General features: G+C 47.8%; 14 protein-coding genes, 3 tRNA genes and 3 rRNA genes. 6 read left to right on the top strand and 14 right to left on the bottom strand.

What is annotated here, in order from left to right; genetic code table 11:
* Nucleotides 1-146 precede the first annotated feature (146 nt).
* The 4 genes from RFF05_RS17460 (at nucleotide 147) to RFF05_RS17445 (ending at nucleotide 4,052) form a co-directional block, all read left to right on the top strand.
* On the top strand, nucleotides 147-1,787 hold the full coding sequence (locus tag RFF05_RS17460; RefSeq protein WP_409968273.1) for a peptidylprolyl isomerase: 1,641 nt from the start codon (nucleotides 147-149) through the stop codon (nucleotides 1,785-1,787).
* Nucleotides 1,788-1,870: 83 nt separating this feature from the next.
* Nucleotides 1,871-2,602, top strand: coding sequence for a ThiF family adenylyltransferase (locus RFF05_RS17455; protein WP_409968272.1), 732 nt, complete (start codon nucleotides 1,871-1,873; stop codon nucleotides 2,600-2,602).
* A 97-nt stretch (nucleotides 2,603-2,699) separates the two neighbouring features.
* Complete coding sequence (locus RFF05_RS17450) at nucleotides 2,700-3,125, top strand: NfeD family protein (RefSeq protein WP_409968271.1); 426 nt, start codon at nucleotides 2,700-2,702, stop codon at nucleotides 3,123-3,125.
* Nucleotides 3,126-3,158: 33 nt separating this feature from the next.
* Nucleotides 3,159-4,052 carry an SPFH domain-containing protein gene (locus RFF05_RS17445; protein WP_409968270.1) on the top strand — a complete coding sequence of 298 codons (894 nt, stop codon included), beginning with the start codon at nucleotides 3,159-3,161 and terminating at the stop codon, nucleotides 4,050-4,052.
* Nucleotides 4,053-4,106: 54 nt separating this feature from the next.
* Here the strand turns inward: RFF05_RS17445 and rsmA are convergent, their stop codons facing one another.
* Together rsmA and RFF05_RS17435 are read right to left on the bottom strand one after the other, a co-directional pair.
* On the bottom strand, nucleotides 4,107-4,964 hold the full coding sequence (gene rsmA, locus RFF05_RS17440; RefSeq protein WP_409968269.1) for a 16S rRNA (adenine(1518)-N(6)/adenine(1519)-N(6))-dimethyltransferase RsmA: 858 nt from the start codon (nucleotides 4,962-4,964) through the stop codon (nucleotides 4,107-4,109).
* A 158-nt stretch (nucleotides 4,965-5,122) separates the two neighbouring features.
* Entirely contained in the window at nucleotides 5,123-6,118 is a 996-nt protein-coding gene (locus tag RFF05_RS17435) for an IS30 family transposase (protein WP_409968268.1), read from the bottom strand.
* A 721-nt stretch (nucleotides 6,119-6,839) separates the two neighbouring features.
* On the opposite strand from RFF05_RS17435, the gene tnpA reads away from it, so the two are divergent.
* A complete protein-coding gene (gene tnpA, locus RFF05_RS17430; RefSeq protein ID WP_409967221.1) occupies nucleotides 6,840-7,310 on the top strand; it encodes an IS200/IS605 family transposase in 471 nt (156 codons plus the stop codon).
* Between the two features lie 395 nt (nucleotides 7,311-7,705).
* Here the strand turns inward: tnpA and rrf are convergent.
* The 10 genes from rrf to yedE form a co-directional block, all read right to left on the bottom strand.
* A 5S ribosomal RNA gene (gene rrf / locus RFF05_RS17425) occupies nucleotides 7,706-7,821 on the bottom strand.
* 71 nt (nucleotides 7,822-7,892) lie between these two features.
* Nucleotides 7,893-7,968: transfer RNA gene (locus tag RFF05_RS17420), tRNA-Lys, on the bottom strand.
* 147 nt (nucleotides 7,969-8,115) lie between these two features.
* Nucleotides 8,116-10,956: ribosomal RNA gene (locus RFF05_RS17415) — 23S ribosomal RNA — on the bottom strand.
* 387 nt (nucleotides 10,957-11,343) lie between these two features.
* A tRNA-Ile gene (locus RFF05_RS17410) sits at nucleotides 11,344-11,420 on the bottom strand.
* Between the two features lie 37 nt (nucleotides 11,421-11,457).
* Nucleotides 11,458-11,533, bottom strand: a tRNA-Ala gene (locus tag RFF05_RS17405).
* Between the two features lie 123 nt (nucleotides 11,534-11,656).
* Nucleotides 11,657-13,185 (bottom strand): 16S ribosomal RNA (locus tag RFF05_RS17400).
* Together the 16S, 23S and 5S rRNA genes with 3 tRNA genes alongside form the textbook arrangement of a ribosomal RNA operon.
* A 1,359-nt stretch (nucleotides 13,186-14,544) precedes the next feature.
* Entirely contained in the window at nucleotides 14,545-15,540 is a 996-nt protein-coding gene (locus RFF05_RS17395) for an IS30 family transposase (RefSeq protein ID WP_409967264.1), read from the bottom strand.
* A 510-nt stretch (nucleotides 15,541-16,050) separates the two neighbouring features.
* Nucleotides 16,051-16,287, bottom strand: coding sequence for a DUF3343 domain-containing protein (locus tag RFF05_RS17390; RefSeq protein ID WP_409968267.1), 237 nt, complete (start codon nucleotides 16,285-16,287; stop codon nucleotides 16,051-16,053).
* Nucleotides 16,284-16,490, bottom strand: coding sequence for a sulfurtransferase TusA family protein (locus RFF05_RS17385; protein ID WP_409968266.1), 207 nt, complete (start codon nucleotides 16,488-16,490; stop codon nucleotides 16,284-16,286). The genes RFF05_RS17390 and RFF05_RS17385 overlap by 4 nt, the downstream gene beginning before the upstream one ends.
* Entirely contained in the window at nucleotides 16,487-17,596 is a 1,110-nt protein-coding gene (yedE, locus tag RFF05_RS17380) for a YedE family putative selenium transporter (RefSeq protein ID WP_409968265.1), read from the bottom strand. The genes RFF05_RS17385 and yedE overlap by 4 nt, the downstream gene beginning before the upstream one ends.
* Nucleotides 17,597-17,823: 227 nt before the next feature.
* Here yedE and RFF05_RS17375 point away from each other — a divergent pair, with 227 nt between their 5' ends.
* Nucleotides 17,824-18,960 (top strand): aminotransferase class V-fold PLP-dependent enzyme, encoded by a 1,137-nt coding sequence (locus RFF05_RS17375; RefSeq protein ID WP_409968264.1) that lies wholly within the window; start codon nucleotides 17,824-17,826, stop codon nucleotides 18,958-18,960.
* A gap of 46 nt (nucleotides 18,961-19,006) precedes the next feature.
* Here RFF05_RS17375 and RFF05_RS17370 read toward each other — a convergent pair whose 3' ends face one another.
* Nucleotides 19,007-19,525 (bottom strand): cysteine hydrolase family protein, encoded by a 519-nt coding sequence (locus RFF05_RS17370; protein ID WP_409968263.1) that lies wholly within the window; start codon nucleotides 19,523-19,525, stop codon nucleotides 19,007-19,009.
* A 35-nt stretch (nucleotides 19,526-19,560) separates the two neighbouring features.
* Complete coding sequence (locus RFF05_RS17365) at nucleotides 19,561-20,817, bottom strand: diaminopimelate decarboxylase (protein WP_409968262.1); 1,257 nt, start codon at nucleotides 20,815-20,817, stop codon at nucleotides 19,561-19,563.
* Between the last annotated feature and the right edge of the window lie 21 nt (nucleotides 20,818-20,838).

Genomic DNA, 20,838 nt, shown 5'->3' with positions numbered 1-20,838 from the left:
CCTTTTCAGCCAAATTTAAGACTTATTTGATACTCTAAAGCTAATCTTGCAAGTTTTCCTTGCACTGTCTTGGAAAATCCAGTATAATATGCAAGTGTGCTATCGTCTCAGCACAAGCACAAAGTGAATGGAAAGGACCAATGAATATGAATCCAAACGAACAAGAACTCCAAGAGGAATTAGACGGCACAACCCCTACCCCTGCCCAAGAGGTTGTCCCCGAACCCTCTATTGACAAAGTAGAAGAAACCACCGAAGAAACTGCCACTGAAGCTACCACTGAAGAAGCTCCTGCTGGCAAGAAAAGCAGCTTTAAGTACATCATCATCGCCGCTGTGCTAGTGATTGCTAGCGTTGCAGCCATCGCCCTAAGCTCTGGCTCCAAGGAAGAGACCCAAGTGTCTGCCGAAGCCATTACCGCCGCTTCCACCAATGCTGTCACCATCAACGGCGTAGACTATTCTGCCGCTGAGCTAAACTATCACGTAATCAATACGTATCAATCTTTCGTCTCCTCCTACTCTACCTACTTGAGCTACTTTGGTCTAGACACCTCTATCAGCCTGAAAGAGCAATACTCTATGGACGGCACTGCCACTTGGTATGAATATTTCTTAGAAGAAGGTATGTCTCAAATGGCAACCATCATCTCCATTTTGGAAGAAGCCGAAGCTGCTGGCTATGTTTTTGACGACACTATAGAACAAAGCAAGCAAGCCTATTTGGCCGAAATCGAGATGTACGCCCCCTACTACGGCTATGCCGACGGCGAAGAATATCTCCAATCCCTCTACGGGTCTACCATGACCCTTGAGCTGTACGAAAAACTATTGGAACAATCCTTGCAAGCCGAGGCTTACTCCTATGCCTTCGTAGATAGCCTCATCTATGATGAAGCCACCTTGCAAGCCACATATGAGGAATATCCTGACAACTATGACATGGTAGAATGCGAATATCTTTATGTGTACAACCCTGTACCCACTGTGGACGAAGATGGTAATGCCATTGAAGTCACCGAGGAAATGACCGCTGCCGCCTTGGCTGAATCCGAAGCCATCGTGACACAAATGTATGAAGATTACACCGCTGGCGCCTCCCTTGCTGACGTTGCCACTTCCAGCGACTTAGCCGTCTATCAAAGCTCCACCACTACTGCATATGGCGCTGGCGCTGTGCCCGAATGGCTCTTTGACCAAAGCCGTCAAACTGGGGATTCTTCCATCTTGGTGGATGAAGACTATGGCGTGTACTACATTGTGATTTTCCATGATCGCTATCTTGAAGACTACAACCTCATCGACGTGCGCCATATTCTGCTGATGCCTGCCACCGGCACCTTGATCAGCGGTGATGATGGCTACGAAGCTGAAGTCGCTGCCTTGGATGCCGCCGCTCTGGCAAATGCCCAAGCCATTTACGATGAATTCTTAGCTGGCGACCAAAGCGAAGACTCCTTCGCCACCTTGGCCAACACTTACAGCGAAGATCCCGGCTCTAACACCACTGGTGGCCTATACTCCATGGTGGCAAAGGGCGAAATGGTGGAAGCCTTTGAAAACTGGTGCTTCGATGAAACCCGCCAAGTGGGCGACTCTGGCATTGTCGAAACCGAATACGGTTATCACATCATGTATTTCTCTGGCTTTGAACTGCCCTACTGGCAAGCCACCATCAGCGCAACCCTAGCAGAAGCTGACTATACCGTTTGGTATAACGAACTGCAAACCGCAATGGACATCGTGCCCATCGAAGACGGTTTGGCTCTGGTTGGCTCCACTCTGTAAACCAATTGCAATTTAAAGGGGGAGCACAAAAGTGGCTAGCCACTTTTGTGCTCCCCCCTTTTCTTGCCAAATAAGGAGACATTATGGAACATCCCTTTTCTCGTAACACCCTCTTCTGGGGTGAACAAGGCCATCAAATTCTAACCAATGCCCATGTCATTGTCTTTGGACTGGGCGGAGTGGGAAGCTATGTGGCAGAATGCTTGGCTCGTTCAGGTATCGGTGCGCTAACATTGGTAGACAGCGACACCGTGGCGCTGACCAACTTAAACCGTCAACTAGAAGCCCTCCACTCCACCCTTGGGCAAGACAAAGCCACTGCCGTGGCCCAGCGCCTGCTAGACATCAATCCCCAACTCATTGTCCACCCCATTGTGGGTCTATATAATGCCGAAAACCGTGACACCTTCTTCCCTGCTGGTTGTCATTACGACTATATTGTAGATGCCATCGACTTGGTATCCTGCAAACTAGACTTGGTAGAAACCGCCAACCGCTTGGCAATCCCTCTCATCACTTGTCTTGGCACTGGCAACAAGCTTGACCCCACACTGTTGCAAGTGGCCGACATTTCTAAAACCTACGGTTGCCCTTTGGCACGGGTCATGCGCAAAGAACTGCGCAGCCGTGGCATCCATCACCTCCAAGTGGTCTTCAGCCCAGAAGAACCAGCCAACACCGCTCCTGCCACAGAAGCCCCTGCCCCAGGCCGTAGAAGTGTACCTGCCTCCACCCCTTGGGTACCAGCCACTGCAGGGCTATTGTTGGCCAGCGTTGTTGTCCGTGATTTGGCCAAATCATGTCTGAATTGTTAAGTTTTGTTAAATACTGGTGATTGCGACTAGATATCTTGCTTTCCCCAGAAAATCTGCTATACTAATAGCATACTACAGCAAAGGAGTTGAACGAAAAATGGAATATATGAGTTGGCTCTGGCTGGGAGCCGTAATCCTCTTCGCCGTGGTAGAAGCCATGGTGACAGGTCTGGTTGCCATTTGGTTTGTAGTGGGTGCTGTGCTAGCATTCGTGGTGTCCTTGTTTGGTGTTTCGGCCACAGCACAATTAACCGTGTTCGTGTTAGGCTCTGGCATCGCGCTCATTGCCACCCGTCCACTGGTGAAAAAATGGCGCACCAAAGATGTTATCCCAACCAATGTGGACCGATTAATTGGCATGACTGGTGCAGTCACAGAGATCTTAACCCCTGTTGGTACCGTATACATCGACGGCAAGACATGGACGGCCCGCAGCATGGATCACACCGACATTGACGAAGGTGAACAAGTGCGTGTTTGTAGCATCGAAGGGGTTACCCTCAATGTGCAACAAGTAAAATAAGATAAAATAATTATTTTTAGGAGGAAAGAAAGTATGGAATTGATTGTAGGTTTGGTCTTTATTGTACTGGTGATGATGCTGATTATTGCCAATATCCAAATTGTTCCCCAATCCAAAGCCTATGTGGTGGAGCGTTTAGGTGCCTTCCACACGGTGTGGTCTGTTGGTTTGCACGTGAAAATCCCATTCATCATGCGTGTGTCCAAAAAGGTCTCTATGAAAGAACAAGTGGCAGACTTTGCCCCCCAACCCGTTATCACCAAGGATAACGTCACTATGCAAATCGACACCGTGATTTACTTCCAAATCACCGACCCCAAACTGTACACCTACGGCGTGGAACGTCCCATGAACGCCATCGAAAACTTGACCGCTACCACCTTGCGTAACATCATCGGCGACATGGAACTAGATCAATCTCTCACCAGCCGTGATACCATCAACACCCGTATGCGTGCTATTTTGGACGAAGCCACTGACCCATGGGGCATCAAGGTCAACCGTGTGGAATTGAAAAACATCATTCCTCCTAAGGAAATCCAAAATGCCATGGAAAAGCAAATGAAGGCAGAACGAGAACGCCGTGAATCCATCCTGCAAGCTGAAGGTCACAAGCAAAGCCAAATCCTCATGGCTGAAGGCGATAAGCAAGCCATTTTGCTCCGTGCAGAAGCCGACAAAGGCTCTCGCATCATGGCTGCAGAAGCAGAAGCAGAGTCTATTTTGCGTGTGGAACAAGCCCAAGCGGATGCTCTGCGGATGCTCAACGAAGCTGAACCCACCGACCAAGTGATACGGATTAGAGCGCTGGAAGCATTTGCTTCCGCCGCTAATGGCCAAGCCACCAAGATTATCATTCCTTCCGAAATCCAAGGTCTGGCTGGTCTAGCCACCTCTTTGTCCGCCTTGGGCGAAAAAAATAGCTAATCAATCACTGAAAAAACTCCCAGTCGCAAGGATTACTTGCAACTGGGAGTTTTCTTATTGATAGGGTGCCAAAATCTTTGCCAAATCTGCAAAGTTTTGTAATGTCAACCGTTCTCCGCGAATGTTTTCTGATAGCCCTAGCTCTGCCAGTGCGGCGGCCACATGGGGTTTTTCCACCTTAGGCAATGCAGAGGCCAAAGAATTACACAGGGTCTTACGACGCAGTAAAAAGGCACCACGCATCACCTTAAAGAAGAAAGCTTCATCCTCCACTTCCACAGCAGGCTTTTTGCGGCGTACACACCTTAGCACCGATGACGTCACCTTAGGGGCAGGTAAAAATCGATCGGGTGCCACATCAAAGAGCACCTCGGTTTCCATGTAATACTGCATGAACAAAGAGAAGGATCCGCCATCACTATCCCCTTGCTTGGCGCAAATACGTTGAGCGACCTCACGCTGAATCAGCACGGTGAATGTTTCAAACGCCGTGGTTTCCACCAGCTTTGCCAAAATGGGTGACGTAATATTATAGGGTAAGTTTGCGCACACGATGGGGGTCAGACCTTGGAATTTGTCCGACGCCAAGGCATTTAAATCGATTTTCAATACATCACCATGAATGATTTCCACATTGGGATACGAGGCCATGGTCTCTGCCAAAACAGGCAACAGCGCGCTGTCCAATTCAATGGAAACCACCTTATTGGCACGCTTGGCAAGCTGCTCTGTCAATGGGCCAATACCAGGGCCAATTTCTAGCACACCACAAGTTTCATCTGCTAAAGAGCTCGCAGCAATGTCATAAGGCACCTCAGGGTCAATGAGAAAGTTTTGACCCAAGGACTTCGAAAAATGGAAGCCGTGTCGCCCCAATAAAGCTCTGATTTCATCATAGTTACAAAGGTTCATATATACCGCCTTTTTAAATTTTATTATTTATAATAGTATACCAGAAATATCATAAAAAGAAAAGAAATTTTGTAAATTCCATAAGTTACAATCTTGTACTTTTCCCACTCCGTGGGGTGCCACTGCCGCAGGGGCTTTCTTTTGCATCTGGCGAATTGTCAAGTCAAGTGCAACACTTTGTTATAAAAGACTTCGAGAGGAGTTTTCCAACCAAGGCATTTGCGGGGTCTCGTGTTTAGTTTGTAGGCGACATCTTGAATAAATGCATCGGATAATGGTGCAATGTCGCTGCGCTTGGGAATGTATTCTCGAATGAGGCCGTTGCTATTTTCGTTGGTTCCACGCTCCCACGGGGCATGCGGTTTTGGAAAGTAAAACTCCATGCCTAGCGCTGCTGTCACATCGGCGTGGTCTGTAAACTCCACGCCTCGGTCTGGCGTGATGGTATGGCGCATTTCTGGTGGCAGCTTAGAGAAAATAGCAATCATATTTTCTGCCACCTCAGCAGCAATTTTTCTCTGACATTTGGCTATGAACACAATTCGTGATAATCGGTCATTCAACGTTAACAAGCAGGCACCGCCTTTTTTGCCAGCTACAGTATCTGCTTCGAAATCACCCAGTCGTCTTCGCTTGTTGGCCGCATCTGGACGTTGGTCTAAATGGTTTGAAATCACCACTTTTCCTCTTGGTTTTTGCCCTCTCGGCTTTCCTTTGTGTCGAAGATGCCGTTTTGCGCCCTTATTTCCTTTCGATCTCTTCTCTTGTAATGTGTCATATTTCCCAGCATAAATAGCCCTGTAAATTGTGGTATAGCTGATTTGAATTGGTGAATTTTCAAAGAATAAACGGTTTTGAATTTCTTCTGGCGACCACTGTTTCTCAATGAATAACTCTTTGATTTTCTTATATACAATTGGGTTGTCTAGCTTCGCGTGGCGGCGACATTTTTTTCGTCGTACATGATATTTTTGCTCAGCTTTTACCGCCGAATACTCTTTTGTATTTTGATTTCTATTTCGTTTTACTTCTCGAGAAATTGTAGATACATTTCGCCCCATCGCTTGGGCTATAAAACGCAAACTTTTCTTTTCATACAAAAATAATAATAGATTTTCTCTTTCTTCTATGTTAAGATGTTGATAATGATTCATTGAGAGAATCTCCTTTCATGTTGTCCGCTAACACCATGATACATGATTTTTCTCAATGAGTCATTTATTTTTTTACTGTTGCACTTACAGTGTATATTCGCCAGATACAAAAGAAACAAAAAATCTTGCACGTGGCGGCTGACCACTTGTGGTCAGCCGCCTCACGTGCTCCCATTGTCACCACATGGTACGTGTGAGTGGGTGCGGTGCGATTGGGTTCGTTTCTCGGCTTATCGGGTGGGATGTGCGTACCAACGCTGATTGCTGCCGCACATTTCTCATACGATAACATGGCACCACGCATGGAAGATGCCTATGATTGTGGACGTCGGTTGGTGCAATGGTATCCTTGTAGGGGCGACCCGTGGTCGCCCGTGTTACCCAACGCCTCTACACTATACTGCCCACCACACCCTAGGCACCCCAAAAAAATGGCACCATCTTTCTATCGTTCCCCATCAGGGCGAAGCCCAACAGAATACTTCTCGTTAAATCAGGCCACTGGATGCCATTCAAGAGACCCAAGCACCCCAACAATGAACCCCCGTAAAAGCCCCTTTTTTCACTCGCTCGCAAGCGCCGTGAAAAAATCGTTTTCATACAACAACCACTGGCTCTGCCAGTGGATAAAAAGCTTATAGCTATGGACAAAATAAAAGCTCCCCGATATAGTAAAGTCAAGGTCTGCCAACCTAACTTACAATATCGAGGAGGTCTTCACATGAAAGACATTAACAGTCTAACGCATACTAAGTGGCGTTGTCAATACCACATCGTATTTGCGCCCAAATATCGGCGACAAGCAATTTACGGTGAAATAAAGCAAGACATAGGTTTTATACTGCGGAAATTATGCGAACAAAAAGGGGTAGAAATTATAGAAGCAGAAGCTTGCCCAGACCACATCCACATGCTGATAAGTGTGCCGCCAAAATACAGTATAGCGCAAATAATGGGCTTTTTAAAGGGAAAAAGTAGCTTAATGATATTTGACAGGCACGCAAATTTAAAGTACAAATATGGGAACCGACATTTTTGGGCGAGAGGCTATTACGTGGACACGGTGGGGCGAAATAAAAAGCAAATACAAGAGTACATAAAGAAGCAACTGCAAGAAGATGAAATGGCAGACCAAATGAGCCTGAAAGAGTATACAGACCCGTTCACGGGTAGCAAGAATACCAAGGCATAAGAAAAACCCCTTTAGGGGTAGCCCGAAACAGTAATGCACGTGGCAGACCATTCGGGACCCCTTTAGGGGTGTGTCAGTACCATGCCCTTCTAGGGCTATCCCAAGCCACCAGCTCAGCTGGTGGTTTTGACTTTGATTCTTTTGTCGAGACAAAAAGAATGCCCTCACATTTATCGTGAAACCGCTTCCCGTTAACCAAGTGCAACACACCGTCCACAATCACTCAACCACTGCATCTGTGTAGCATTGTCACATCGGTCGTCCGTCTCATTACATTGCATTCCATTTGTTGTCTGTGTTAATCGCAACCAAACATCTATAGCCACGCTCCCACGCTCCCAATCTCTCAAAATGACGCAGAAAAACCGACTTGCTTTCGCAAATCGGTTTCTCTGTGTGAGCGTTATCTATCTTCCCAGGCCGTCGCCAGCCAAGTATTGTGGACAGAAATGAGCTTAACTACTGTGTTCGGAATGGGAACAGGTGGACCCTCATCCTAATAAACACTCACTATTGAATTGTTTGACCGCTTTAGCTGTCGCCCTGGTGTAATTCACATGAATTACACCAGAACAATCTGCTTGGTGCACCTTCACGGATTCGAACCGGGGACCCACTGATTAAGAGTCAGTTGCTCTACCAACTGAGCTAAAGGTGCGGATCAATTAAAGTAATAAGTAAGAGTGAATAGTGAAAAAGTTGTCCCACCGCCACATTTTCTTATTACAGTTGAAGAATTATACCTTCAAAACCGAACACTGTATCAATTTATTGCTATGAATAAGGCTATTGCCTGCATATATTGTAGGTCAAGCCCTCGGACTATTAGTACCAGTCAGCTACACACATTACTGCGCTTCCACCTCTGGCCTATCAAACAGGTAGTCTTCCTGTGTCCTTACTCCATAAAGGATGAGAGATCTAATCTTGAAGGAAGTTTCACGCTTAGATGCCTTCAGCGTTTATCTCGTCCGTACGTAGCTACCCAGCTATGCCCTTGGCAGAACAACTGGTGCACCAGAGGTACGTCCAACCCGGTCCTCTCGTACTAAGGTCAGCTCTCCTCAAATCTCTTACGCCCGCAACAGATAGGGACCGAACTGTCTCACGACGTTCTGAACCCAGCTCGCGTGCCACTTTAATCGGCGAACAGCCGAACCCTTGGGACCGAATACAGCCCCAGGATGTGACGAGCCGACATCGAGGTGCCAAACCTCCCCGTCGCTGTGGACGCTTGGGGGAGATCAGCCTGTTATCCCCAGGGTAGCTTTTATCCGTTGAGCGATGGCACTTCCACTTGCATACCACCGGATCACTAACTCCAACTTTCGTTACTGCTCGACCTGTCAGTCTCGCAGTTAGGCTCGTTTATGCGTTTACACTCAATGCACGATTTCCGTCCGTGCTGAACGAACCTTTGAGCGCCTCCGTTACATTTTAGGAGGCGACCGCCCCAGTCAAACTGCCCGCCTAACAGTGTCCCCCGACCGGATTCACGGCCGCAGGTTAGAAAATCAGTAATTCAAGAGTGGTATCCCACCAGCGACTCCATTTAACCTGACGGCTAAACTTCTCAGTCTCCCACCTATCCTGTACATGAATCACCAATTTCCAGTATTAAGCTGCAGTAAAGCTCCATGGGGTCTTTCCGTCTAGTTGCGGGTAACTGGCATCTTCACCAGTACTACAATTTCGCCGGGCGGGCTGTTGAGACAGTGCCCAAATCATTACGCCTTTCGTGCGGGTCAGAACTTACCTGACAAGGAATTTCGCTACCTTAGGACCGTTATAGTTACGGCCGCCGTTTACCGGGGCTTCAATTCAAACCTTCGCTTGCGCTAAGCTCTCCTCTTAACCTTCCGGCACCGGGCAGGCGTCAGCCCATATACGTCATCTTTCGATTTAGCATAGACCTGTGTTTTTGGTAAACAGTTGCTTGGGCCTATTCACTGCGGCCTCTTTCGAGGCTCCCCTTATTCCGAAGTTACGGGGTCAATTTGCCGAGTTCCTTAACAACCCTTCTCCCGTTGGCCTTAGGATTCTCTCCTCATCTACCTGTGTCGGTTTGCGGTACGGGCACCTTAGCATACACCAGAGCTTTTCTCGCCTCCATATTCATCGACTTCCCTACTATATTTCGGTCCCTTACGCCCAGCGCAACCAACGGCTGGGTTCGACTAGTCTGAAGTGTCCTTCTGGTTTAAGTGTTCGGTGGCGACGGAATTTCTACCGTCTGTGCATCGACTACGCCTTTCGGCCTCGCCTTAGCTCCCGGCTTACCTTGGGCGGACGAACCTTCCCCAAGAAACCTTAGATTTTCGGCCATTATGATTCCCACATAATTCTCGCTACTCATTCCGGCATTCTCACTTCTGTACAGTCCACCGCTGCTTACGCTACGACTTCACCCCGTACAGAACGCTCCCCTACCACTACACTTACGTGCAATCCTAAGCTTCGGTTATACACTTAGCCCCGTTACATTTTCCGCGCAGAATCACTCGACCAGTGAGCTATTACGCACTCTTTTAATGTATGGCTGCTTCTAAGCCAACATCCTGGTTGTTTTCGCAACTCCACATCGTTTTCCACTTAGTGTATATTTGGGACCTTAGCTGTAGGTCTGGGCTGTTTCCCTTTTGACAATGAAACTTATCTCACACTGTCTGACTGCCAACCATCAATTATCCGGCATTCGGAGTTTGATAGAGTTCAGTAAGCTTATCGCCCCCTAGCTCATTCAGTGCTCTACCTCCGGTAATCTAAGTTAACGCTAGCCCTAAAGCTATTTCGGGGAGAACCAGCTATCTCCGAGTTCGATTGGAATTTCACCGCTACCCACAAGTCATCCGCCACCATTGCAACGGGGGTCGGTTCGGTCCTCCATGGCATTTCACTGCCACTTCAACCTGCTCATGGGTAGGTCACCCGGTTTCGGGTCTATAGCAACTAACTTCATACGCCCTATTCAGACTCGCTCTCGCTACGGCTCCGCTACTTAATAGCTTAACCTTGCTAGTTACCATAACTCGCCGGACCGTTCTACAAAAAGTACGCCATCACCCATTAACGGGCTTTGACTGCTTGTAAGCACAAGGTTTCAGGTTCTTTTTCACTCCCCTTCCGGGGTCCTTTTCACCTTTCCCTCACGGTACTGCTTCTCTATCGGTCACTGAGTAGTATTTAGGCTTGGAGGGTGGTCCCCCCATATTCCCACCGGGTTTCACGTGTCCGGCGGTACTCTGGATACTGACTAATTAACATCGGTTTTCGGATACGGGTCTCTCACCCTCTGTGGATGGCCTTCCCATGCCATTCTCCTAACCTAGTTAACCGTTATGTCAGTCCAAACCCCAATGAATAAATCCACTGGTTTGGCCTCTTCCGCGTTCGCTCGCCACTACTTACGGAATCTCTGTTGATGTCTTTTCCTCGTCCTACTTAGATGTTTCAGTTCAGACGGTTCCCCACGTACACCTATTTTATTCAATGCACGTTACATGGATATTGTCCATGTGGGTTTCCCCATTCGGAAATCTGCGGATCAAAGGATATTTGCTCCTACCCGCAGCTTATCGCAGCTTATCGCGTCCTTCATCGGCTCTCAGTGCCAAGGCATTCCCCTTGCGCTCTTTTTAGCTTGACCAATCGAAAACTAAGCTGATATCTCAGTTAGATTTCGTTCTTTCGAATTATGCAGGCAATCAAAAAGTTTTTTGTTTGAAGTTTTTTTGCTTTCGCAAATCCGCTTCCGTTGAAATTGTAATGTGTTACCCTCATCTTTTCAGATGTTGTTCCACAATTAAATAATATCTTAACTAAAATTCTCTGTATGTTTTAATTAAATCAAAACACGCAGAACCTTTCTGTTGCCTTACTTTTACTTTAATTTGATACAATGTTCAGTTTTCAAGGTACATTCTTTAGTCATCTTTCGACAACTCAGAGCATAAATGCTCATTGAAATTCTCTCTGTTGAAAAAATTTCAATCAACACTTATTTCTTATTCACTATTACTTATTACTTTAAAAGTGGTGGGCCTAGATGGACTCGAACCATCGACCTCACGATTATCAGTCGTGCGCTCTAGCCAGCTGAGCTATAGGCCCATATGGTGGAGATATCGTTGTCTACCACCAGTTTTATTGGTGGAGAATAACGGGATCGAACCGTTGACCTCCTGAATGCAAATCAGGCGCTCTCCCAGCTGAGCTAATCCCCCAGACTAAGCACCGCTCTAGCGTGTGCCCTCTAAATTAAACAATGTAACTACTTCTTTTTAGCTCAACGGCTGACCTTAGGACGTTACAAGAGAAGTCAATTTCATCTCTCGAAGTCTCCTTAGAAAGGAGGTGATCCAGCCGCACCTTCCGATACGGCTACCTTGTTACGACTTCACCCTAATTATCGAACCCACCTTCGGCCGCGCCCTCCTTACGGTTAGGCTACGGACTTCGGGTGTTCCCGACTCTCATGGTGTGACGGGCGGTGTGTACAAGGCCCGGGAACGTATTCACCGCGGCATGCTGATCCGCGATTACTAGCGATTCCGACTTCATGCAGGCGAGTTGCAGCCTGCAATCCGAACTGAGACGGCTTTTAGGGGTTCGCTCCACATCGCTGTATTGCATCCCTCTGTTTACCGCCATTGTATTACGTGTGTAGCCCAGGACATAAGGGGCATGATGATTTGACGTCGTCCCCACCTTCCTCCGTTTTGTCAACGGCAGTCTCGCTAGAGTGCTCTTGCGTAGCAACTAACAATAGGGGTTGCGCTCGTTGCGGGACTTAACCCAACATCTCACGACACGAGCTGACGACAACCATGCACCACCTGTCTCTACTTTCCCCGAAGGGCACCTGATGTATCTCTACTTCGTTAGTAGGATGTCAAGTCCTGGTAAGGTTCTTCGCGTTGCTTCGAATTAAACCACATAATCCACCGCTTGTGCGGGCCCCCGTCAATTCCTTTGAGTTTCAACCTTGCGATCGTACTCCCCAGGTGGGATACTTATTGTGTTAACTGCGGCACGCAGGGGGTCAGTCCCCGCACACCTAGTATCCATCGTTTACAGCGTGGACTACCAGGGTATCTAATCCTGTTTGCTCCCCACGCTTTCGCGCCTCACCGTCAGTTGTCGTCCAGTAATCCGCCTTCGCCACTGGTGTTCTTCCTTATATCTACGCATTTCACCGCTACACAAGGAATTCCGATTACCTCTCCGACACTCAAGAAAAGCAGTTTCAAATGCAGTTTGGAGGTTGAGCCTCCAGATTTCACATCTGACTTGCCTTCCCGGCTACACGCCCTTTACACCCAGTAAATCCGGATAACGCTTGCCACCTACGTATTACCGCGGCTGCTGGCACGTAGTTAGCCGTGGCTTATTCATCAAGTACCGTCTTCTACTCTTCCTTGATAAAAGAAGTTTACAACCCGAAAGCCTTCTTCCTTCACGCGGCGTTGCTGGGTCAGACTTGCGTCCATTGCCCAATATTCCCCACTGCTGCCTCCCGTAGGAGTCTGGGCCGTATCTCAGTCCCAATGTGGCCGGTCAACCTCTCAGTCCGGCTACTGATCGTCGCCTTGGTAGGCCATTACCCTACCAACTAGCTAATCAGACGCGAAGCCATCTTTCAGCGATAAATCTTTGGTACTCGAGCCATGCGACCCAAGCACATTATGCGGTATTAGCAGTCGTTTCCAACTGTTGTCCCCCTCTGAAAGGCAGGTTCTTCACGCGTTACTCACCAGTCCGCCACTGTCCTCTGCTTCAATTGACCGAAGTCTCTATCCACAGATTCTCGTTCGACTTGCATGTGTTAAGCACGCCGCCAGCGTTCATCCTGAGCCAGGATCAAACTCTCAATAAAATGGTATTTAAAGAGACCGTAGTCTCATCAAATCAGTTTATCAAGCTTTTGCTAGCTTAATTAGTTTTTTTATAGTTACCTCAGTCCTGCAGAGAATTGACTAATCCACAGTTTCGTTCGCACAACCAAACTCTTGTCGGGCAACTTTCCGGTGTGTTGTAATTACTCACAACACTTACCGTTGGTGCTTTAAAAATTTTTGTTACATTGTTTAATTTACAAGGTACACGCCGACGTTTCCGTTCAGCGGAGTGTTATCATTATACCAGAACCAGAACCGTTTGTCAAGAACTTTTTTTCAAAAGTTTTGAACCAGAAGTTCGTGTTCGGTTTTGACGACTTGATTATTCTATCATAATCAACACCGTTTGTCAAGAACTTTTTTCAACTTCTTTTCGGAAGTTTTTGAAGTTTTCGACGGTCAGGTGAACTTGAACCGAAGCTCTCGTTCGTCGCTGACAACTTTTATATCATACCAGATACATGGCTGTTTGTCAAGAACTTTTTTCGAATTCTCAAAGGAAAGAGAAAAGCTTTCGACGCCTGTCGCAGCACCTTTTGGGCAACCGCTCGAGACAGCTTAGTTAGAATACCACGGCATTCGATAAAAGTCAACACTTATTTTCAGTTTTTTGCAAGTTTTTTCTGATATGGAAAATGGTGGATGGGTTTGGGGTGGTTTTGCCGTGAAAACGGCGATTTTTGCCCCTTCGGGGGTGTCCTGCGGACGGCTTTGCCCCCTTCGGGGCGGACCACTGCCGTGGGGGCATTCTTTTTGTATCGACAAAAAGAATCAAAAAACGATTTTTTCACGACGACTGCGGTCGAGTGAAAAAAGGGGCTTTATGCGAGGGCTCATCGCTGGGGTGCTTTGGTCTTTTGAACGGCACCGAGTGGCCTGATTTGACGCGAAGTATTCTTTCGGGCTTCGCCCTGATGGGGAGATGCGATTGAGATGTTGCGATTTCTTTGGGGTGCCTAGGTCGTGGGTATGGTATAGGTTGGTGGTGTTGGGTAACACGGGCGACCGCAGGTCGCCCCTACAGGGAACACCATTGCATACAAGCCAAGCTGACCGCAGGTCACCCCCACCCAACGCCACCGTACCCACCGACGTCCACAATCTTAGGCACTTTACACGCGTGGTACAACGTCATCGGACGACAAACGTGCGGCAGCAATCAGCGTTGGTTCGCGCATCCCACACGATAAGCCGAACGGATGTGAGCCAGATGCCCCAATAGCACCACACCCACTCATACCCACCATCCGTATAAAATGGGAGCACGTGAGACAGATGACCACGCGTGGTCATCTGCCACGTGCAAGATTTTTGGTTGCTTTGCATCTGGCGAATTGTCAAGTCAAGTGCAACACTTTGTTATAAAAGACTTCGAGAGGAGTTTTCCAACCAAGGCATTTGCGGGGTCTCGTGTTTAGTTTGTAGGCGACATCTTGAATAAATGCATCGGATAATGGTGCAATGTCGCTGCGCTTGGGAATGTATTCTCGAATGAGGCCGTTGCTATTTTCGTTGGTTCCACGCTCCCACGGGGCATGCGGTTTTGGGAAGTAAAACTCCATGCCTAGCGCTGCTGTCACATCGGCGTGGTCTGTAAACTCCACGCCTCGGTCTGGCGTGATGGTATGGCGCATTTCTGGTGGCAGCTTAGAGAAAATAGCAATCATATTTTCTGCCACCTCAGCAGCAATTTTTCTCTGACATTTGGCTATGAACACAATTCGTGATAATCGGTCATTCAACGTTAACAAGCAGGCACCGCCTTTTTTGCCAGCTACAGTATCTGCTTCGAAATCACCCAGTCGTTCTCGCTTGTTGGCCGCATCTGGACGTTGGTCTAAATGGTTTGAAATCACCACTTTTCCTCTTGGTTTTTGCCCTCTCGGCTTTCCTTTGTGTCGAAGATGCCGTTTTGCGCCCTTATTTCCTTTCGATCTCTTCTCTTGTAATGTGTCATATTTCCCAGCATAAATAGCCCTGTAAATTGTGGTATAGCTGATTTGAATTGGTGAATTTTCAAAGAATAAACGGTTTTGAATTTCTTCTGGTGACCACTGTTTCTCAATGAATAACTCTTTGATTTTCTTATATACAATTGGGTTGTCTAGCTTCGCGTGGCGGCGACATTTTTTTCGTCGTACATGATATTTTTGCTCAGCTTTTACCGCCGAATACTCTTTTGTATTTTGATTTCTATTTCGTTTTACTTCTCGAGAAATTGTAGATACATTTCGCCCCATCGCTTGGGCTATAAAGCGCAAACTTTTCTTTTCATACAAAAATAATAATAGATTTTCTCTTTCTTCTATGTTAAGATGTTGATAATGATTCATTGAGAGAATCTCCTTTCATGTTGTCCGCTAACACCATGATACATGATTTTTCTCAATGAGTCATTTATTTTTTTACTGTTGCACTTACAGTGTATATTCGCCCTTTGCAAAGTAACGCCCGCGCGGCGAGCGCCCCCCACGGAGTGGGTAAAGTCTATCAAAAGACAAATCCAACAGGGTGAAGCAAATTGCAATTGATTTCCACGGGCGGCTAATAGCCGCCCCTACAAGGGGAGAGGCGAAGAAAGCCCGCGCGGCAGCATCCTCCACAGCAGTGGGAGAAAGTGTATCTAACAAGAACTCCCAAAGGGTAAAATCCTAGAAAGGGATTGACCGCCCCACAAGGGGCGGAAGTAAAGAAAGTTGACTGACAAGTGCCCCACAGCAGTGGGAGAACGTGTATCAAACAAGAACTCCCTCAAGGTAAAGATATTAAATCAATCTACACAGACAAAAAAAGAGAGGGGTTTCCACCCCTCTCTTACTATATTATATAGTATAACCTTTACATCAGTCCCAATGAGCCAGCTCCACATATCCACCCTCTATTAAATAGAGGGCTTCCACATCACTATCCAATAAATCCATGCAATCATAATTGCTCTCATAGCACACACAAGTGCCACAAGCGGAGCTCAATTCCCTCGGCACAGGTCTCATTTGGACAGAAATCCTCCGCCCTTCCATGGTACGTCCAGTACGCAAGGCCGCCAAATGGGTATGAAACGTAGCAATATACTGGCTCATTTTTTCAGCCGCAAGACAAATTCATCCCCTTGCGCCTCAGATTCAACTTGATAGCCGCTGTAATTGCCAAAGCGTGTGATATTTTCCACAGCACAGGGATCGTCTACCACAACCTCTAAACTATCGGGATTGCTGGCCTTCACTTCCTTTTGCACCATAACCACAGGCATGGGGCACAAAAAACCTCTTGCATCTACTTTCATTTCTTCCCCTCCACTTTTACCTGCTTGGGTTGCTTCGCATGATACCAAGAAATCAAACCTAGCACCACAAAGCTACCAATGACCATCATTTGAGATCCGCTAGAAATACCGCCCACAACCACTTCGCCAGCATCGCTCAAACTATCAGCACTACCAGCCAAACCAAAGTTATGGACAAAGGCCGCACCCATCACCATACCAAATACGGTGACAGCGCTGTCCCCATTGCCTTCGCCAGCAAGCACTAGTTGGCGCAGAGGGCAACCGCCCAACAGCACAGATGCCCAACCAACCAAAGCCATGCCTAAAAAATTCCATAAGTGGCTACTGTGGGCAACAGTTTGCAATTCAAAGCCCAGCTTAAAGCTCCCCAGCGCCAAGTTCCCTACCACCGTGATTGCCAAAATGCCAATCATGCCATAGAGCAAATCCGTACTACGGAAGAGCATAAAATCACGAATACCTCCCAATGTACACAAACGGGCACGTTGTGCCAAAGCACCTACCACCAATGCAATTGCAAATGCGGCTACAGCAGGCGCCTGCATCGCCCCTAGGCCAGATTCACTGACTTTGAAAATAGTGGGCATCGCAAATCCCAGAACCAACAGCACCGCAGCAATTGCTGGCAACACAGCACCTTCCCCTTTGCTGACAGGATAAGCACGTTTCAAGGTGAAGCCATGTTTGAGGACAAACAGGCCAACGGCAATACCAGCCACAAAGCCTGCCAACGCCGTCAACGCATTCAAATCACCACCGCCTAGACGGAGTAGCATCCGAAGCGGACAGCCCAGAAATACCAAAGCGCCTTGCATGACAATCATGCCCAACACAAACCGTGTGGCTAGAGAAGACCCAGCCTTAGGTCGAAATTCTCCACGCACTACCGCCAACACAAAGGCACCTAAGATTAAACCCAGAATTTCAGGCCGCAGATATTGCACCACCGTCGCCGAATGCAAACCCAACGCCCCAGCAATATCCCGTTCAAAACAGGCAATGCAAAAGCCCATGTTCACCGGATTGCCTAGCCACGTCAGCAGTAAGACTGCCAAGCCTGTGACACCCCCTGCCACAATAATCCATCGCTTTGTTTCTTTCATACATCATTCCCTCTCTGTTATCGTTGTTCTAATAATAGAATAACGATTGACATTTGCCAAGGGGATTTGGTATACTATGGGAAAATAAACTAAAAACGACCCTGACACAGTCCACAATGGGAAGCAGACAGGGGCAAGCCCTGTCCCTACATAGCATTTGTAGGGACAGCCCTTGCGGCTGTCCGCCCCTCATCTTTTAGCCCTTAGCTAAAATCCGGAGGATTTTTATGATTTACTTAGACAATGCCGCCACTTCTTTCCCCAAGGCACCCCATGTAGCCGATGCCATGTGCCACTATTTAAATAGTGTGGGTGCGCCTGTCAACCGTTCGGTGTACAGCTCTGCCATGGAGGTGGGGTTTCAAGTTTTGACGTTACGAGAGCAGTTGGCACGCTTTTTCCACTTTCCCCACGACCCAAACCATGTGATTTTCACCGCCGGCGCCACAGCGTCTCTCAACCAAGCCATTTGTGGATACTTACAATCTGGCGACCACTGTTTGGTCTCTGCCACAGAGCACAATGCCGTCATGCGTCCCTTGACAGCCATAGACGGCGTCACTTTTGACCGTATTCCTTGCGATGAAGAAGGATTTTTGCAGTTGGACGCCCTTCCCTCTTTGCTCAAGCCCAACACCAAATTGGTGGTGATGGCACACGCTTCTAACATCGTAGGCTCAGTGCAAAATGCAGAGGCCATGGGCAGGTTTTGCCATGACCACGGCTTACACTTCGTGCTAGATGCCGCCCAAACAGCTGGACACATTGCTGTGGATTTTGAGAAATTTCAACTTTCCGCCCTTGCCATCCCTGCCCACAAGGGGCTACTCAGCGCTGGCGGTGTGGGTGGTTTACTATTGCGCCCTGACTTCGCCAAGACGCTGAAACCCTTGATTGCTGGTGGCACTGGCAGTCAATCCGACAGTGAACAAACCCCGACCTATTTACCTGACCGCTTTGAAGCTGGCACCCCAAACTTACCTGCCATCTATGGTTGGTCTGCCGCCATGACCTATCTAGAATCGGTGGGAATCAATGCACTACGTGCCCATGAGTTGACCCTCATCCAGATCTTCCTCACTGGATTGCAAGCCTTGCCACAACTGCGTGTGTTAGGCACCACCGACCTCCGCCGCCGCGTCGGCGTGATTTCTTTGGACACAGGGATTTACGACAACGCCCAGCTATCCTATCAGTTGGAACAACAAGGCATTTTAACCCGTTGCGGCCTGCACTGCACCCCATCTGCCCATAAAACTATGGGCACCTTCCCTCAAGGGGCACTGCGATTTTCACTGGGACATTTTTCCACAAAAGAGGATGTGTACTGCGCTCTAGAGGCGTTGAAAGCCCTTTGCGTATAACAAAACAGGAGTTGCACCATCTGCAACTCCTGTTTTTTATCTTTCATTATCGCACCACGGTAATTTGACACATTTCCACAGCTTTCAGAGCATTTTCATGACTGTCTGGGGTCACACCAGCACAGCCCTTGGCTTCTACATACATTGCCACTTCTGGCAAAGCTACTTTGACAATCATGGCATTGGAAATGACACAAATGTCAGTACAGACGCCCACCAAGATGATAGATTGAATGGGGGTTTTCCCATGGATTGTCTTTAGTTCCTCAGCCAAAACCATAGAACCAAAGGTTGGTTTATCAATGACTTTTCCGTCACTGATGCCTCTTAATGCAGGAATCACTTCCCACCCCTCTGTGCCAGCAATACAGTGTGGCACAGGTAGCTTTTTCCCTTCGGCTGTGTCCAAATAGTCTTCACCATGGGTATCACGGGTGAAGATCACCGTACCGTCAAAGTTTTTCACGCGGTCTACCACATAAGGTACAATGGCTTGGGCTTCTGCCGATCCCAAAACGCCATCTACAAAATCGGTTTGCATATCAATGACCAGCAATACATTCATCTCAATGTCCTCCCTACACTATTATTACAACACACTTACCAAATAACGGTAGCAAAATAATCGTCGTAAGTTTCGCCACGGCGCATCATCTTCACCTTGCCATCTTCTTGCAACAGCAGTTCCGCAGAGCGTAGCTTCCCATTATAATTGTATCCCATAGCAAAGCCATGGGCCCCTGTATCGTGGATGACCAACAAATCGCCACGGTCAATTTCTGGCAACATACGGTCAACAGCAAATTTATCGTTATTTTCGCACAGGCTACCAGCCACATCATACTTGTGATCGCAAGGCGCATTTTCTTTCCCCATAACGGTGATGTGGTGGTAAGAGCCGTACATGGCAGGGCGCATCAAATCGCAAGCGCAAGCATCCACACCGATATATTCTTTGTGGATGTGCTTTTCATGGGTGGCGCGGGTCACTAAGTGACCATATGGCCCCAACATAAAGCGCCCCAATTCGGTGCACAAAGACACATCGTCCATACCAGCAGGCACCAAAATCTCCTCATAGGCTTGGCGCACACCAGCCCCAATGGCGGCAATGTCATTGGCTGTTTGGTCTGGTTGATAGGGAATCCCCACGCCGCCAGAGAGATTGATGAACGTGATATGACAGCCCGTTTCTTTTTGCACATCCACTGCCAATTCAAATAAAATCCGCGCCAAACGGGGATAATATTCGTTGGACAAGGTGTTAGACGCCAAGAAGGAGTGAATGCCAAATTCCTTGGCACCCTTTGCCTTCATGGTGGTAAACGCTTCCACCAATTGCACCTTTGTCATGCCGTATTTGGCATCGCCGGGGTTGTCCATCACTTGGAATCCTTCACGGCTTTCTCCCAAGGTGAACAATCCACCTGGGTTAAATCGACAACTGATTTTCTCTGGAATACAACCGATGGTCTCCTCCAATAAAGCAACATGGGTCAAGTCATCCAAATTGATGATGGCACCCAGTTCATAGGCTTTTTGAAATTCAGCAGGCGGGGTGTTGTTGGACGAGAACATAATATGCTCCCCTGTGACACCGATGCGCTCGCTCATCATCAGCTCAGACATGGATGAGCAATCACAGCCACAGCCTTCTTCTTTCAAAATTTGCAAAATACCGGGGGTTGGGGTGGCCTTCACGGCAAAATATTCACGGTAGCCTGCATTCCATGCAAAGGCAGCTTTCAAACGGCGCGCATTGTCTCGAATGCCCTGCTCATCATACAGGTGGAAAGGGGTGGGATACTGTGCCACAATTTGCTCTAATTTCTCTTTGGTGACAAATGGTGTTTTCATTGGGTAAACCCTCAATTCTTC

Source organism: Bengtsoniella intestinalis (assembly GCF_039719005.1).
GTDB classification, from domain to species: Bacteria; Bacillota; Clostridia; order Oscillospirales; family Oscillospiraceae; genus Oscillibacter; species Oscillibacter intestinalis.
Note: the sequence above shows the minus strand (reverse complement) of the source record. Positions and strands in the feature narration are given on the sequence as shown.

What these genes read in the sequence shown, in the direction of transcription:
- RFF05_RS17385 (WP_409968266.1), bottom strand. Translation starts at nt 16,490, where the DNA reads ATGAAAGTAGATGCAAGAGGTTTTTTGTGCCCCATGCCTGTGGTTATG.
- RFF05_RS17450 (WP_409968271.1), top strand. Translation starts at nt 2,700, where the DNA reads ATGGAATATATGAGTTGGCTCTGGCTGGGAGCCGTAATCCTCTTCGCC.
- yedE (WP_409968265.1), bottom strand. Translation starts at nt 17,596, where the DNA reads ATGAAAGAAACAAAGCGATGGATTATTGTGGCAGGGGGTGTCACAGGC.
- rsmA (WP_409968269.1), bottom strand. Translation starts at nt 4,964, where the DNA reads ATGAACCTTTGTAACTATGATGAAATCAGAGCTTTATTGGGGCGACAC.
- RFF05_RS17445 (WP_409968270.1), top strand. Translation starts at nt 3,159, where the DNA reads ATGGAATTGATTGTAGGTTTGGTCTTTATTGTACTGGTGATGATGCTG.
- tnpA (WP_409967221.1), top strand. Translation starts at nt 6,840, where the DNA reads ATGAAAGACATTAACAGTCTAACGCATACTAAGTGGCGTTGTCAATAC.
- RFF05_RS17460 (WP_409968273.1), top strand. Translation starts at nt 147, where the DNA reads ATGAATCCAAACGAACAAGAACTCCAAGAGGAATTAGACGGCACAACC.
- RFF05_RS17365 (WP_409968262.1), bottom strand. Translation starts at nt 20,817, where the DNA reads ATGAAAACACCATTTGTCACCAAAGAGAAATTAGAGCAAATTGTGGCA.
- RFF05_RS17390 (WP_409968267.1), bottom strand. Translation starts at nt 16,287, where the DNA reads ATGAGCCAGTATATTGCTACGTTTCATACCCATTTGGCGGCCTTGCGT.
- RFF05_RS17375 (WP_409968264.1), top strand. Translation starts at nt 17,824, where the DNA reads ATGATTTACTTAGACAATGCCGCCACTTCTTTCCCCAAGGCACCCCAT.
- RFF05_RS17370 (WP_409968263.1), bottom strand. Translation starts at nt 19,525, where the DNA reads ATGAATGTATTGCTGGTCATTGATATGCAAACCGATTTTGTAGATGGC.
- RFF05_RS17395 (WP_409967264.1), bottom strand. Translation starts at nt 15,540, where the DNA reads ATGAATCATTATCAACATCTTAACATAGAAGAAAGAGAAAATCTATTA.
- RFF05_RS17455 (WP_409968272.1), top strand. Translation starts at nt 1,871, where the DNA reads ATGGAACATCCCTTTTCTCGTAACACCCTCTTCTGGGGTGAACAAGGC.
- RFF05_RS17435 (WP_409968268.1), bottom strand. Translation starts at nt 6,118, where the DNA reads ATGAATCATTATCAACATCTTAACATAGAAGAAAGAGAAAATCTATTA.